This window comes from Streptomyces sp. 1114.5 (assembly GCF_003635085.1).
GTDB lineage: Bacteria > Actinomycetota > Actinomycetes > Streptomycetales > Streptomycetaceae > Kitasatospora.
Map to the genome: position 1 here is coordinate 722030 of NZ_RBXE01000003.1, position 14456 is coordinate 736485.

The 14456-nt window shown below is 66.9% G+C and carries 14 protein-coding genes and 1 pseudogene; 13 read left to right on the plus strand and 2 right to left on the minus strand.

The genetic code is table 11. The annotated features are described in order from the left end of the window. Nucleotides 1–101: 101 nt before the first annotated feature. On the minus strand, nt 102–1124 hold the full coding sequence (locus BX285_RS34775; RefSeq protein WP_310794277.1) for a serine hydrolase domain-containing protein: 1023 nt from the start codon (nt 1122–1124) through the stop codon (nt 102–104). A 453-nt stretch (nt 1125–1577) separates the two neighbouring features. Here BX285_RS34775 and BX285_RS34780 point away from each other — a divergent pair, with 453 nt between their 5' ends. The 10 genes and pseudogenes from BX285_RS34780 to BX285_RS34835 form a co-directional block, all read left to right on the plus strand. Then, nucleotides 1578–1916: a cyclic-phosphate processing receiver domain-containing protein gene (locus tag BX285_RS34780; RefSeq protein ID WP_121179502.1), complete on the plus strand. Its 339-nt coding sequence runs from the start codon at nt 1578–1580 to the stop codon at nt 1914–1916. A gap of 199 nt (nt 1917–2115) precedes the next feature. After that, on the plus strand, nt 2116–3528 hold the full coding sequence (locus BX285_RS34785) for a site-specific integrase (RefSeq protein ID WP_147465290.1): 1413 nt from the start codon (nt 2116–2118) through the stop codon (nt 3526–3528). A 125-nt stretch (nt 3529–3653) separates the two neighbouring features. Then, nucleotides 3654–4286, plus strand: coding sequence for a hypothetical protein (locus BX285_RS39405; protein WP_310794278.1), 633 nt, complete (start codon nt 3654–3656; stop codon nt 4284–4286). A 38-nt stretch (nt 4287–4324) separates the two neighbouring features. Continuing rightward, the gene (locus tag BX285_RS39410) at nt 4325–4696 is read left to right on the plus strand and encodes a tyrosine-type recombinase/integrase (protein WP_310794279.1); all 372 of its coding nucleotides are present in this window, start codon (nt 4325–4327) and stop codon (nt 4694–4696) included. Nucleotides 4697–4712: 16 nt separating this feature from the next. Next, complete coding sequence (locus BX285_RS34795) at nt 4713–5060, plus strand: helix-turn-helix transcriptional regulator (protein ID WP_121179504.1); 348 nt, start codon at nt 4713–4715, stop codon at nt 5058–5060. Then, nucleotides 5057–7984 (plus strand): site-specific integrase, encoded by a 2928-nt coding sequence (locus BX285_RS38935; RefSeq protein ID WP_259470963.1) that lies wholly within the window; start codon nt 5057–5059, stop codon nt 7982–7984. Before BX285_RS34795 ends, BX285_RS38935 begins: the two co-directional genes overlap by 4 nt. Nucleotides 7985–8188: 204 nt before the next feature. Continuing rightward, nucleotides 8189–8626 (plus strand): SMI1/KNR4 family protein, encoded by a 438-nt coding sequence (locus tag BX285_RS34820; protein ID WP_147465291.1) that lies wholly within the window; start codon nt 8189–8191, stop codon nt 8624–8626. Beyond that, nucleotides 8623–9228 (plus strand): hypothetical protein, encoded by a 606-nt coding sequence (locus BX285_RS34825; protein WP_259470965.1) that lies wholly within the window; start codon nt 8623–8625, stop codon nt 9226–9228. The genes BX285_RS34820 and BX285_RS34825 overlap by 4 nt, the downstream gene beginning before the upstream one ends. A gap of 1 nt (nt 9229) precedes the next feature. Beyond that, complete coding sequence (locus BX285_RS34830; protein WP_121179509.1) at nt 9230–9709, plus strand: hypothetical protein; 480 nt, start codon at nt 9230–9232, stop codon at nt 9707–9709. Nucleotides 9710–9775: 66 nt separating this feature from the next. Then, nucleotides 9776–9968, plus strand: a pseudogene (locus BX285_RS34835) (IS5/IS1182 family transposase); the annotation flags it as partial. 37 nt (nt 9969–10005) lie between these two features. On the opposite strand, the gene BX285_RS34840 reads toward BX285_RS34835, so the two are convergent. Next, on the minus strand, nt 10006–10674 hold the full coding sequence (locus BX285_RS34840) for a hypothetical protein (RefSeq protein WP_121179510.1): 669 nt from the start codon (nt 10672–10674) through the stop codon (nt 10006–10008). Between the two features lie 131 nt (nt 10675–10805). Here BX285_RS34840 and BX285_RS34845 point away from each other — a divergent pair, with 131 nt between their 5' ends. From BX285_RS34845 to BX285_RS36995, 3 genes are all read left to right on the plus strand, one after another. Next, nucleotides 10806–12317, plus strand: coding sequence for an ISL3 family transposase (locus BX285_RS34845; RefSeq protein WP_183107356.1), 1512 nt, complete (start codon nt 10806–10808; stop codon nt 12315–12317). A 277-nt stretch (nt 12318–12594) separates the two neighbouring features. Continuing rightward, entirely contained in the window at nt 12595–13377 is a 783-nt protein-coding gene (locus BX285_RS36990) for a hypothetical protein (protein WP_147465292.1), read from the plus strand. A 136-nt stretch (nt 13378–13513) separates the two neighbouring features. Then, a complete protein-coding gene (locus tag BX285_RS36995) occupies nt 13514–14416 on the plus strand; it encodes a DUF5677 domain-containing protein (protein WP_147465293.1) in 903 nt (300 codons plus the stop codon). Nucleotides 14417–14456: the final 40 nt, after the last annotated feature.

Below are 14456 nucleotides of genomic sequence, written 5' to 3' on the forward strand. Positions count from 1 at the left end.
TCAGGGCGCGCCTGAGTCTCTCCGGCGTTCGGATCGACGTTCCATCGCCGGGCAGGTTGAACCTCACCTACCGCTGGCACCCGCGTCACCCTGGGCGCGTGTCAGTTCTGGTCGGACGCGTCGCCATAGACGTTGCCCGGGCTGATCACCTGGGTGATGGCCCGGCCAAGCAGGGTGCTGGGATTCTCGCCGTTCGAGGGGATGTCGGTGTTGAGCAGGATCACCATCGTCGCCTTCTGGGCGGGCAGGTAGACCGTCAGGCTCTGGTAGCCGGGCAGGGAGCCCGCGTGGCCGATCCACCCGTGGTTGATGTCGATGCCCAGCCCGTAGGCGTCACCCGGCGCGCCGGTGGGCTGCGCGTCGAGGCGCTCCGCCTGGGTCGACGGGGTCAGCAACCCGCCTGTCGCGACGTTCTCCGCCCAGGAGCGCATGTCGTCGAGGTCCGAGATCATCGCGCCGGCTGCCCAGCCCCAGCTGGGATTGAAGTCCGTGGCGTCCGCCACCGTGCCGTCCGGTGTCACGTCGGTGTAGCCGTGGGCGTGCGGCAGCGGGAACTCCGCCGCTTCCGGCAGGAAGGTGTGGTCCAGGCGGCTCGGCCGCGTGATCAGGTCCCGGATCACGTCCCTCAAGGGACGGTGGGTGACCTTCTCGACGACCAGGCCGAGCAGCACGGTGTTGGTGTTGGAGTAGTCGAACTGCGCACCAGGGGGAAACTGGTTGGGGTGCTCGAAGGCGATGCCGAGCAGCTCACTCGGCGACCACTGGCGATGCGGCTCGGTCGCCAGCAGGTGCTGGAAGCCCGCGTCCTTGCTGTAGGCGAACAGGCCGCTGCGCATGTCCGCAAGCTGACGCAGCGTGATGTGCTCTCCGTCGGGCACTCCGCCGACGTATGCGGAGATCGGGTCGTCCAGGCCGACCTCGCCGCGGTCGACGAGCTGGAGCAGCGCGGTAACGGTGAAGGTCTTGGTCTCGCTGCCGATCCGCATATTCAGGTCGGTTCGCATCGGGGCGCAGTCGCTCGTATCCGCGACACCGAAGGCCCGCACGTAGCGTGGCTGTCCGGGCATCCAGACGCCAACGATCACTCCAGGGACACCGGCGTCGGCGGCCGTCTGCTGGATCACCCGGTCGAGCTCCGACGCGGTCGCGTCCCATGGCTGAGACGCCGAAATCCTGGGAACCGGTACGGCAGCTGCGGGAGCGGCAATCGGGGGCAGGGAGGCCACCGCACTGGCAGAAAGCACCATCGCGATGCGAAGCAGGGCAGCTCGGCCCGTTCGGATGTACATACGCCCTGGGTAAGTCTCTCCAGGTCTTCGTCCGCAGTGCCACGCCGCCCTCCAGCACGCTTTCATCCGAACGCTTTTTCTTCTCGACCTCTGTCTCGGTCAGGATCCGTCCGCGCCGGAACTACGCGCCGCCCGCCGCTTCTACCGCACCCACCACCACCTGCGGGTACCCCTCGGCCACGACGAACCCACCTCCAACGGCGACTTCTTCCCCCCTGGGATGCCTCCTGTCCAGCAGAGCCTCAATACCCCGTGGTTGTCCCACCCGCCTCCTGTGACAATAACCCGGTGAAAGAAGCACCTACCTCGTCGATACCGGTCATCCTTGGCATAGACGACCTCCGCCCCCTTCCCCGGGCCACGCGGATTGCCCGCACCAGCCGCGAAGGTATCCAGCTGCTGGAAGAGCACCGTGACAGCTTCATTGACGAGCTGTGGCTTGACCACGATCTCGGCGGCGACGACACCATCATGCCGGTGGTGACCCTCATGGAAGAAGCCGCCTTCAACGGGCAGCCCTTTCAGATCGGAGCTGTTTTCGTTCACAGCGCCAACCCCATCGGTGCTGCAACCGTCGTCAGGTCACTCGCACGCTGGAGCTACCGTGTCCAGTGGGCAACGGTCTGAGGAGCCTGGCCGCCTCAGCTGGCGATATGGGCCAGGGCCACCGCCCGCCGACCCTCCGGCTACGCCACCAGCAGCATGAAAGGGCTGGACCCACGTTGTTGCTGCTTTCTTGGCGTGTCTCACATTCCTCAGCTCCCGTTGATTGGGCGTGGGGTTAGCAGTTGATGAGGGTCGAGTCGCGGGCCTACCGTCCCGCCGTGTGTTGGTGCACTACTTCTCCTCCGAGGGCTGGCAGTCCTGGGGGCTCGGCGGTCAACCGCTGATCCCAGAGCGGATGCCGGTACTCCTCGATGACGACTTCGCCTTCGAGGACGAAGCCGGCCCGCGGGCGACGCGGGCCGTGAACGCCTGGCTTCGCACGCTGCCGTCGAGCGGGGCACCCTCGCCGAACTCGTGGCGGGCGTACGCGCTGGCGGCCCGGGACTGGCTGGTCCACCTGCGCCGACACCGTGTCGAGGTGTTCGGTGCCAGGGAGGACCTGGTCGCCGCTCTCGGCACGTACGCGGACCGTCGGCTGTCGGAGCCGCTGAACGAGCGGCTGGACTCCTCGTCCTGGGAGTTGCAGATCACCGCGCTCAGCCGGTTCTACAGCTGGGCCGGCGATGAGGGGCTTGCGACGGCGGTGCCCTTCACGGTGGCCGTCGGCAAGCGGATGGTGCAGGGCCGACTGGTGGAAACCGAACGGAACCAGGCCCGGATGCGAAGGCCGAAGCCGCATGTGACGGTGCAGTACCTGGAGGCGGACTTCGCGGGCCTCTTCCGTTATGGCCTGGCCGGCCTGGGCCCGGACGGGTTGGAGGACGCGACGTTCCGGGGACGCTTCCCGGGCCGGAACGCGGCGATGGGCGGCCTGGTGCTGGGCACCGGGATGCGGAGCCGGGAGTTCACCTACCTGCTGGTCCACGAGGTCCCGCCGCTGCCCGCCGAACCGACCGAGGTGCCGATCCCTTGGGCGGTCCCGCGGCTGGGAGCCAAGGGCCGCAAGTTCCGCACGACGTGGATCGACTACCCCGCGCTGGCGGCGGTGCACTCCTACGCCGCCCTCGACCGGGAGATGTCGCGCGGCTCGTGGAGGCCGAAGAGCCCGCTGGTCGTGGAGGACGCGGACTTCTACGGCGGCCGGGTCAACGGCCGCCGCACAGCCTGGTCGGCCCTTCGGCCGGAGGAACGCCTGCGGCTGGTCGGCCCGGAAGGCGGCTCGCTGCTGCTGGCACTCAGCTACGACGGCCGGCCGTTCGTGGACTGGGGGACGCTGTTCCGGCGAACGGCCCGCCGAATCCGCGACCGCTTCGAGCCGCGGTTCCCGGACGTCGCCCCGCACCGATGCCGCCACACCTTCGCGATGGCCACCCTGGAGAGGCTGGTGGAGGGCCACTACCGGCACGCCGCCCAGCTCGCGGCGGCCACCGGTGACGCCTCGGGCCTGGCGCTCTACCTGCTGAAAGCCGATCCGCTGCTGATCCTGCGCGACCTGGTCGGGCACTCCAGCGTGGTCACCACGGAGGTCTACCTCAACCCTCGGGAGTTGCATCAGACGGGCGAGAACCTGCAGGTCGGCAAGTCACGACGAGGGCCTCAAGCACTCCAGCGCTCCTATGAGGCGACCGCCTGACCAGGCATGTTGTGGAGATAATCCCGTCTGATGCATGATCTGCCCTCCAGAAGGGATGGTCTGGAGTGGTGCATCAGCGCAAGGTGGCCCTTGCCGGGTCGGCTCACCTGGAGCTCGTCTCGGGGGTGGTTCAGCTTCGTCCCGAGGACGCCATGTTCGACGCGATGCTGCGTGGGTGGCGCGCTCAGCAGAAGTCGCGGGGTCTGAAGGACGAGACGGTCGAGGACCGGGAACGGCTCGTACGCCGGTTCATGGAGTTCGCGAACGAGTACCCGTGGCAGTGGGTACCGGCCCACGTGGACGAGTGGTCTCTCTCCCTGACGGGTGAAAGGCACCTGGCGCCGTCCACGATCCGCAGCTACCAGGGCACGGTGCGGCTGTTCAGCGAGTTCCTCATCGACGGTCGCTACGGCTGGGGGCCGGCCTGCGAGGAGGCATTCGGCACCTTCCCCGTGGCGGTCTGCCACGAGTGGAACACCATCGCCCACCTCAACGACTACGAGGGCAGCCCGGAGGCGAAACCGTTCACCCGGGAACAACTGCAGCTCTTCCTTGACTACGCCGACGACCAGGTCGAACGGGCGGTGCGAGCCAAGCGCAAGGGCGCCCTGGCTGCCTACCGCGACGCCACCCTCTTCAAGGTCATCTACGGCTGGGGTCTGCGGCGGACCGAGACCTCCAAACTCGACCTGGTCGACTTCGGACGCAACCCGCAGGCCCGCCAGTTCGGCCGGTATGGCACGCTCAACGTCCGCTAAGGCAAGGCGAAAAGGGCCAGCCGCCGCGCCGGAGGAACGTGCTGTCGGTGATGGACTGGGCGGTCGATGCGGTTGCGGACTACGTCGAGAACGTCCGCCCGCGCTTCGGATTCCCTGACCACCCGGCTCTGTGGATCACCGAGCGGGGAGGGCGTCTTCAGCCCGGCTCGATCAACGACCGGTTCGAGGCCTACCGCGACGCGCTCGGGCTGCCGAAGGAGCTGGTCCCGCACTCGCTGCGGCATTCGTACGTCACGCACCTGACCGAGGACGGGGTGGACAGGCGCTTCATCCAGCAGCAGGTCGGCCACGAGTGCGACAGCTCCCTGGCCATCTATACGCATGTCAGCGATGACTTCATGAACACTTCCCTGCACAAGGCACTGGCGCCGGCGTTTGCCGGGGCCTGACAGGAGGGATCCGGCGATGGCCGCCAAGCTCGACTACCAGTGGCACCTGCGCAAGGTCATGGCGGACCGCGGGATGTTCTCCACCACCGACCTCATCCCGCCGCTCGCCGAACGCGGCATCACCCTGTCGTCGAGCCAGGTCTACCGGCTCGTCGTCGAGCGACCGGAGCGACTGAGCCTGAAGATCCTCATGGCCCTGCTCGACATCCTGGACTGCACGATGGACGACCTCATCGAGCCCATCACCGTGGCCGGAGCAGTGAAGAAGCCGACGAAGGCCGCCGCCGGCGGCGGGGAACCCGCGGAAGCGCTCGGCGGACTGCGGCCGAAGCGGGCCAGGATCAGGGGTGTTGACCGGCCGTGACCACCGCTGACCATCACGGCCGCGCCGTCACCGACCCGATCGGCCTGATGACCGATCTGATCACCGACGTCGAGAAGGACCTCGAACCCGCCGCCATCCAGGCCGTGGTCACCGCGGTCGCGGGCGGCCGGGCGAAGTCGCGTCGCCTCGCGCAGGCCCTGGCGATGCGGCCCGCCGTCCTCACGGACGGCCGGTCCCCGGCACCGCGGGCCATCGGCGACCTGCTCATCGAACTCTGCAATGCCGGCGCATCGGCGGTCTCGCCACCGGTCTGCGCCGAGTGCGGCAAGAACCTGCGGACCCTCCAGCGCCAGGGCCAGGACTGGTACTGCTCGGTCTGCGGCCAGGAGACCGCGGAATGCGCCGCCTGCGGCAACATCCGGCGCCTGGCCTTCCGGGACCGCAAGGGCCTGCCCCGCTGTTCGATGTGTCCCGACGCTGACGACCGTGACCCGGTCGACGTCGTCCACAAAGTGATCGTCGCAATCGCCCCGGACGCCGACCGTGACGTGATCGCCGAAGCTCTCCACCGGTCAGTGCCCACCCGCCCCGCCTACCGTCGGAGGCTGGTATGGGCTCTGGAGGACAACCCCCGTCTGCTGACCGGCGAGGGCTATCTCGCGCCGCACCGGGCCATCCTGCAGTTCATCGACCTGCTGCATGAGGCGGGCGTCGCCGGGATCGTCCGGCCGACTTGTCCCCGGTGTCACCGGGTCGTCCGCATCGACAAGCCGCTGGACGGGGAGCGGGTCTGCCGCAACTGCATCGCCAAGTCCCGTGTCGAGGAATGCGCACGCTGCGGTGCCCGACGCGAACCGGCGACCCGTGACGAGCACGGGCGTCCGCTGTGTCCGAACTGCCTGGTCACCGACCCCGCGAACACCGAGGTCTGCATCAGCTGCGGAGAGCGACGGCGAGTGCAGACCCGCACAGCCGACGGTCCCCTCTGCCCCAACTGCTGTCCGCTGCCCGTGCTGGCCTGCTCGCTCTGCGGCCGCACCGCACCCTGCACGCTCTCCAAGCTGACCGGCCTGCCCCGGTGCGGCGGCTGCGACAGGCGCCAAGCCCGCTGCACCGTCTGCGGACGGCTCCGCGGCATCCACTCCGGCACCGCCGACGCCCCCATTTGCGGCCCGTGCACCACACCGGACGCGGAACTCTGGCACCCCTGTCCCACCTGCGGCGAAGCCGAGCGGCTCCGAGCTCCAGGACCGTGCCCTCGCTGCACTCTCAAGCAGCGGCTCCACGATCTCCTGGCCGATGACACGGACTCCATACCGCCGAAGCTCCAGGCCCTCCACGACGCCCTGACCGGCACCGAACGCGTCAGCACCGCGATGCGCTGGCTCTCCAAGGGCATCGTCTCCACCGTCCTGTCGGATCTCGCTTCCGGGCGCCGGCCCATGAGCCACGAGGCCCTGGACGAACTCCCGGAAGGCAAGGTCGTCGAGCACATCCGCAGCGTGCTCGTGGCCACCGAGGCCATTCCGCAGCGGGACGAGCAGATGGTTCGCCTCGAACGACTCGTGAAGGATCTCATCGCCTCCCACGCAACCGTCGAGGGGCGCAAGGTCCTGCACCGATACGCGACCTGGCATCTGCTGCGGCGCCTTCGCCGCCGCAACCGCGGCAAGGACATCACGCACACCCAGCTCACCGTCGTCCGCCAGCATCTGCGGGCCGCCGTCCACCTCCTCAACTGGCTCGACGACCAGAACCTGACCCTCGCCACCTGCCGCCAGATCGAACTCGAACGCTGGATGACCAGCGACAACGTGCGCCACCGCCGGGAAGCAGGCAACTTCGTACGCTGGGCCCTTGCCCAGAAGATCGCCCGCGACCTCAGCTTCCCAGCCGTTCGTTGGAACGGCCCCTCCCGGCCGATGGACGACGAGGCCCGCTGGACCACAGCCCGCCGTCTGCTGCACGACGACACCATCCGGACCGAAGACCGCCTGGCCGGCCTGCTGTTGCTCCTCTATGCCCAGTGGCCCGCAGCGATCTCCCGCCTGACCGTCGACCACATCGAGCAGAACGATGGAGCGGTCCGCATCCGACTCGGCGACGTCCCGGTCCAACTTCCTGAGTTTGTATCGCGGACTTGGCTATCCAGCAGGTCGAGGTTCGCCGCAGTCACGCCGTCCTCGCACGCACGGACTCGCCCTGGCTGTTCCCAGGTGGCCAGCCCGGCCGCCCGATCAGCGTCTGGGCCATGGGCGAACGCCTCCGCAAACTCGGCATCCGACTCGCCGAGACCCGCTCGACCGCCCTGTTCCAGCTCGCCACCGAGCTGCCCGCCGCGGTCCTCGCCCGGACCCTCGGAATCGACATCACCGTCGCCGTCAAATGGCAGCGAGCCGCAGCCGGCGACTGGGCCGCCTACGCCGCCCACGTCAGCCACCGCATCAACGATCCCCACCGACACGGAGACGACGACCATGCCCCGCGATGACCAGCACATCTGGGCTCTGCTGAGGAACCTCGACGATCCCGACCACATGGAGTTCCCCGCGGGCTACGACCACGTCGCGACCCGAGCCCGATTCGATCAGCTGGCAGACCGGCTGGACCAGCGGTTCCGCTGCACCTGCACCGTTGATCGGGGTGTCCAGGACGCGAACCATCACGGGACCATCGTCATCCCCGCCAGTGCGACGGTCAGCGGCGACCACGTCACCATCACCGTCAGCAACTACGGCAACCTCGTCGCCGTGACCCTAGGGAATCCCGGCAGCTACGACGAGGAAGAGGAGACCGTCCTCTTCGAGACCGCCGACCGTCGCCCCATCGACGACGAACTCGAAGTACTCGGCTACATCACCGTCTCCGAGCACCTGCTTTGGACCCGATACGACGGCGTCAGCAACCTCGGTACAAGCTTCGAGCCACGAACCTGGTGGGACCGCTTCTTCGACTACACCTGAGCCAGGCTTCCCCCAGATCTCACCACCCCGGCGACCAATCGACCATTCCACCCAAATGAGAGGCGCGACCCATGCCCGACCATCTTCCTGCCGTCTTCATGATGCTCGGGGCAGGGGGTCGACGCTTCGCCGACCCCGGGAGCTGGACACGCCTGGAATCGGAGATCGGCACTGAACTCCCGACGGAATACAAGGAGTTCGTCGATGAGTATGGCGCCGATCAAGGTCAACGGCCACCTCTACTTCAACCACCCGGCGACCACGCGGTGGAACCTCCTGGAGGAGATCCGGCAGACCGAGCAGGCCTTCCGTGACGCCGACTGGGACGGCCTTCCTCACCCCGACACCGGAGCCGACGGGGTCCTGATCCCTGCTCTGTCGACAGACTTCGGGTTCCACGTCTTCCTCCGCCGCAGTCCCCAGACACCCGATTGGAGTGTCATCGTGCACGACCGGGACGAAGGCGGGTACTGGGAACACGCCATGGGCTTCGCCGAGTGGCTCCACCGGCACCTCATCGGCGAGGAGGTCATCCATCCCAACGGGACCTACTTCTACCCCGGTCCGGTCAAGCTCGAACACCTACCCATGAGCCCGGAAGACCGGCCGAAGCCCTGGCACGGACCCGAACGCGGGATGTGACCTCAGCCGAGGCATTCGGAGAGTTCCAATACCCGACTCCACCATTAGGCCGCCCCGGAGGCGCCCAGGCCGTCTTCCACCACGAGTGGAAGAGGGCGGAGACGAAGGAAAAGCTCACCCGGACCGTCGAGTCCTTCCGCCAGTACCAGCAGGGCCAGCTACCGGCCGGCCCAGGGGCCGACGCCCTGCTGGCCACCTTCCGCTCCGTCGAGAAGCAGCTGGAGGACCACGATCCAGGCCCGGTGAAGGTGGTTACCGACCGTCAGATCGAGCTGCTGCTGAAGCGGAAGGCCTCGGCGCTGCACCTCTCCGCGGCGAACTACTGCTGGTTCGAAGATCCGGCGAAGGCGTTGTGCCTCAAGCTCGCCGGCACCAAGAGCGCAGCGGCTCCGCTGACCGGGCTGTGCGACAGCAGCCGCTGTCCGCAAGCCACCCATCACCTCATCCACCGGCCCGTCTGGCAGACCGCCGCGACCAACGGCGCTGAACTGCTGGCCAGCCCCCGAGTCCCGGCCGGGGAGAAGAGCCGGCTGCGGGCTGAGCTCGACCGCTCGAAGCGCGTCCTCGAAGAGATCGACAAGGCATCAGGAAAGGCCGAATGACATGGCGCTCAGCCAGGACCAGCGCGACCAGACCGAGCGGCGGATCCGCGCGGCAATCGACCGCCTGCTGGCCGGGCAGATCCCTGCCAGCGGGGCCTGCGACGTCAAGACGCTCGCCCGCGAAGCCGGCCTCTCCAGGGCCTCGCTCTACCGGACCTGGGGCCACCTCAAGGACGAATTCGAGCAACGCCGAGCCGCTGCCTGGGCCGCCGGGCATCAACCCGATCCCCGAGAGGCTCGAATCGCACGCCTGCGGGACCTCAACCAGCGGCTCACCAGCAAACTCGCCCGCACATACAGCGAGTTCAACCTGCTCAAGGAGCGCCACCAGGTCCTGCTGTCCGTCCTCGCGGCCAAGGACGACGAGCTCCAGCGCCTCCGCCGCGAGGTCAGTACGTTCAGCCGCGAACTCCCCACCCTGGCCCCCGAAATGGGGCAGGGGCACGGCTCCGGGAGCGTCGTCTCCCTGCCTCGCCGCTGAGCGCTTGAGGGCTTCAACCGCAGACTGAGTAGATATGGGGCTCTTCTGCTGGACCTGTGGGTGTGATTACGTGAGTTGGCGGCGGGAGGCCGCCCGCCCGGCTTCGACCGCGAGGCCTACAAACGACGTAACACCGTCGAACGCTGCATCAACAAGTGCAAGCAGTGGCGCGGGCCTGGCTACCCGCTACGACAAGACCGCCACCATCTACCTCGCCGGACTCCACCTCGCCGCCATCTTCGTCTGGTCAGCAAGATGATCCGAAGGAGCGCCCTGGAGGGACCGGCCGAGGATCCTCAGCCCAGAGGACTGCCGATCCAGGGCATCTCAGTCGACCCGGACGCCGCAAATCCGGTGGCACCCCACTCGGCGCCCCAATCTCTGCCAGCCCAGTCACGCTTGGGCGACCAGAGCGGCCGGGCCGCCTCAGGGCCCCATACCGCAGGGTCCGCACGCACCAGGAGTTCGGCCTCCGCGGCGTACCCGCCCGTCAGCACGGTCACCAGGAAGTCCGCGAAACCGCCGTCGAAATGATCGAGCCGATCCTCGAAGAACACCGTCACCGGCCACTTCTCGGGATCCGGCCCGATCGTCCGCCAGCAGCACTGGTTGTGGTTGCTGTTCCATCCCCAGGGCAGCAGGCCACCCGGGTCTGGGAAGACCGGAGTGGCACCCGGTTGCTCCCAGTAGCACTCCTCGCCTTCGACCTGATCGCGAAAGCTGATGTCGGTCTCGTTGCGCCACCCGGCCAAGCCACCCGGCTCCCCAACGGCCGATGCCATTGTCGGGGTGTACACACCCCACTCCCCGTTCAGCGCCACCCCGCCGTACAAGTCGATGAAAGCCCGGTAATCCGAGGGGAGTTGGACGCCCATTTCAACGGGTGCCAGCTCCCACGGAACCCGGGCCGGGACGTAGAGCGGCTCCCCCATGATCGCCCGAAGTCGATCCCACGCCTCAGTCATCCCCCTGCCTTCCTGCCGACCCGTCGGACACACAGATGAGCACCCTAGGCTCTGTCCCGTAATCGGTGGTGACGAAGGGTGACGATCGTCGTTGGCATGGCATGCGTGATGTCAACGAGCTTGTGAGTGTGGTGTTTTCGGGTCTGTCGGCCCTCGTCGTCGAGGGTGTGGCGGACGAGGGTGAGGTCATCCGGGTGGTGGCGCGGACCCGGGACGATCCGGTGCCGTGCCCGATGTGCGGGCAGCCGATGGGGCAGGTGCATGCCTTCCACGGGCGGGTGGTCGCGGATGTGCCGGTGGACGGGCGTCGGGTCGTGGCGTCGGTGCGGGTCCGGCGCATGGTCTGCCCGGTCCTGGGCTGCCCGCGGCAGACGTTCCGCGAGCAGGTCCCCGGCCTGATCGAACGCTACCAGCGGCGCACTCGCCGTCTCGCCGACCAACTCGGCGAGGTCGTCCAAGAGTTAGCGGGCCGGGCGGGCGCCCGCCTCTCCCGAATCCTGGCCTGCGCGATCTCCCGCTCGACCGCCCTGCGCCTGCTCATGCGCCAGGCGGTGCCACCGCTGCGCGTCCCGCGCGTGCTCGGTGTCGACGACTTCGCCGTGCGCCGGCGCCAGCGCTACGCCACCGTGCTCATCGACGCTGAGACCGGCGAGCGGATCGACGTCCTGCCCGACCGCACCACCCGGACCCTGGTCGCGTGGCTGCGCGAGCACCCCGGGGCCGAGTATGTCTGCCGCGACGGCTCCGGCTCCTACGGCGAGGCGATCCGCCAGGCCCTCCCCGAAGCGGTGCAGGTCAGCGACCGATGGCACCTGTGGAGCAACCTGTGCGGCAAGGTCCTGACCGAGGTCCGCTCCCACGCCGCCTGCTGGGCCACCACCTTGAACCCCGCCCGACCCGGAGGAGTTCGCGAACAGACCACGCGCGAGCGCTGGCGCAAGGTCCACGATCTGCTTGCCCAGGGCGTGGGCCTGCTCGAATGCGCCTGCCGCCTCGATGTCGCCCTGAACACCATCAAACGGTACGCCCGCATGAAGGAGCCCACCGGCGACCGCCGCGCACCCCGCTACAAGCCCACCCTCGTCGACCCCTACCGCGACCACCTGCGCACCCGCCGGGCCGCCGACCCGGCCGTCCCCGTCAAGCAACTGTTCCGGGAGATCCAGGAACTGGGATACACCGGCAGCCTGAACCTGCTCTACCGCTACATCACCCAGGGCCGCGCCGAGGGCAACAAGCCCGTCACCACACCGCAGCGCTTCGCACGCCTCCTGCTCACCCGCCCCGAGAACCTGCGCGACAAGGACACCGCTCTCCTGCGTGAACTCACCAGAGCCTGCCCCGAGACAACCGAACTCGCCCGACTCACCGGCGAATTCGCAAAGCTGCTGACCCCAGTGGAAGGAAACGACGCCAAGCTCACCGACTGGATCACGGCGGTCCGCGCCGCCGCCCTGCCTCACCTGCACTCCTTCGCCAACGGTCTCGAACTCGACCGCGCCGCCGTGGATGCCGGCCTCACTCTGCCCTTCCACAATGGCCGCACCGAGGGCGTCAATACGCGAACCAAGCGGATCATGCGGCAGATGCACGGGCGGGCCGGATTCGACCTCCTGCGCCACCGCATCCTCCTCCCACAATGAGGACGCAGCGTCACCACCGACTACGGAACAGAGCCGTTCATTGGACAGACCCGACGGCTCAGGTTGCGACTCCCTGGGATCGGACAGACTGTGGTGGCATCCGCTTGAGTCTGTCGGTGACGTTGATGGTGCAAACGTCGGCGATGGTGTGGCTGTTCACGGCGAGGGTTATGCGCTGGCGCCACAGAGATCCGGGGCATGACTGTCTGCTTCTCGACTTTGCATTAAGACGGGACTTCTAATGCAAAAGGTTTTTGATTGGATAGACGGATCAGGCATGATCACGATCACCGTGTTCCTCGATCGGTCGCCTGATGTGTCGGGTCACCACAACGACGTCCCTTGCGCTGTTCCCGGTGACATGGTGGCGGTCGGTGGTGGAGCGACTGGAACGGATACTCCATCGGGGGCGCTACTGACGGCCTCTTACCCAAACGCTGACGCGTCGGCATGGCTGGCCTCCTCGGCGGACCACATCGCCTCCAATCCCCACACCTTGGAGGTCTACGCGATCGGCATGAAGATCAAGGGGATGAGCCGCGCCGATCTGCTGCACAGGATGAACTACTCGCAGGTGGAAAGCTCCAGCGCGTCGCGCCCAAACGCAACACTTGGGCCGCCCCCACCGGGGTACACCCTGATCAGTGGGGGCTTCCGCGTAAACGGTCCAGCGAATTTGGCGACCGCTTCCTTCCCTAGCCAAGGCGTCCTCTGGAAGGTCGCATCTAAGGATCACATCGTTCCCAGTCCTTGCAGCATCACGGCGTTTGCTATTTCTGTGCAGACTAACCTTCCCATCGGCAATGTTGAGTGCTTCATTCGAAGTCAGACCAGCTCCGAGGAAGCGCACCCCTCAGCCACAGTTGAAATACCCCAAGACTGCGCTCTGACCGGGATCGGTGCGGAAACATTAGTCGCCTCCACCGATCCAGGGCAACTTCTATGGCACCTTAGGCCGATCGAAAATGGAGCGCGGGTGGCCTCCCAGGACCACACAGAGCCCTCGCCAGGTAAAATCACAGCATCCGCTCTCGGAATCAGAATCGTGGCGCCGAGCTAGGCGACGGCTCAGACAGGCATCTCACGAAGGCAGTGGCTCCCGCCGCCCGGTGATCCAAAAGGGAGGACCTAGTCCACTGCGACGGTGGGAGCGAAATGAGCCGACAGGTCATAATTGGTCCAGCTATCGTCCAGAGATGGCACAGAGCAGGAAGCGAACCAAACCGCAGCGAAAGCGCCAGGGCGCGCAGGGTTCAGGCGATCCGCAGGTGCGACATGCGCCTTCGCCAAAGACCGCACTGAGGCCGCTGTTGGCGGTACTCCGGGACGTGGTCGCGGTGGCCGAGAGTTCACTGAGGTCGACGCCGAATTCTTCGCAACAGCTTGTACGCTTCGACATTCAGATTTTGACCCGTGGCGCAAACAGCCTTAAAGCCGTTCGAATTCTACTTGAGCAGGGGCATTGGGAATACGCGGTTGGTGTGACGCGTCAACTATTTGAACTGCTGGTTAATATGGAGCACCTTGGTGAACGCGAAAATCGAGATGAGGCCACTCTTCAGTTTGCGCGCTTCGGCCTGCTCCAATTCTTGCTGGCTGAACAACGCAGGCTGTCTTATGACAAGGAGAAGGGTCGCCCCTTCAATCCGCTGCACCTGGCGGAGGTCGAGCACCACTTGCAGGGCAACTTCACCGACTTTCGGGCGAATACCAAGGACGGTTCCGTGAAGTGGGTCAGTAGCTGGTGCCGGAAGACCACGGCCGACTTGGCAAACGGCTCCTCGGACCCGATGCGCCCGCATCAGTACCAGCTCCTCTACAAGGTGTGGTCCGAGCAGGCGCATGCGGCCCCAGGCGCCTTGATCAAGGAAATCTTCCGCGACGACGCCGAGGATTGGGCGGAACAGGCCGTCGCGGAGAACGATAGCTGGAGCAAGGACACCATCTGTTTCGCAATTATGTTTTTCCTGCGACTGTGGATGGAACTGCCGAATGTCAAAAACTCGCCCGATCGAATCCGGGGGTGGCTAGCGGAACTCAATCGCCACTATTACGCCCCCGAGATTTCCCCTTCGGCGACGGCTGCAGGCGGGAACTGATGTCACGCCTGCGGAATCACAAACGGGTGATCAGGAGCGC

Coding starts and splice junctions, on each gene's coding strand:
- BX285_RS34795 (WP_121179504.1), top strand. CDS start 4,713: ATGGCCGCCAAGCTCGACTACCAGTGGCACCTGCGCAAGGTCATGGCG.
- BX285_RS34820 (WP_147465291.1), top strand. CDS start 8,189: ATGAGTATGGCGCCGATCAAGGTCAACGGCCACCTCTACTTCAACCAC.
- BX285_RS34830 (WP_121179509.1), top strand. CDS start 9,230: ATGGCGCTCAGCCAGGACCAGCGCGACCAGACCGAGCGGCGGATCCGC.
- BX285_RS34840 (WP_121179510.1), bottom strand. CDS start 10,674: ATGACTGAGGCGTGGGATCGACTTCGGGCGATCATGGGGGAGCCGCTC.
- BX285_RS36990 (WP_147465292.1), top strand. CDS start 12,595: ATGATCACGATCACCGTGTTCCTCGATCGGTCGCCTGATGTGTCGGGT.
- BX285_RS36995 (WP_147465293.1), top strand. CDS start 13,514: ATGGCACAGAGCAGGAAGCGAACCAAACCGCAGCGAAAGCGCCAGGGC.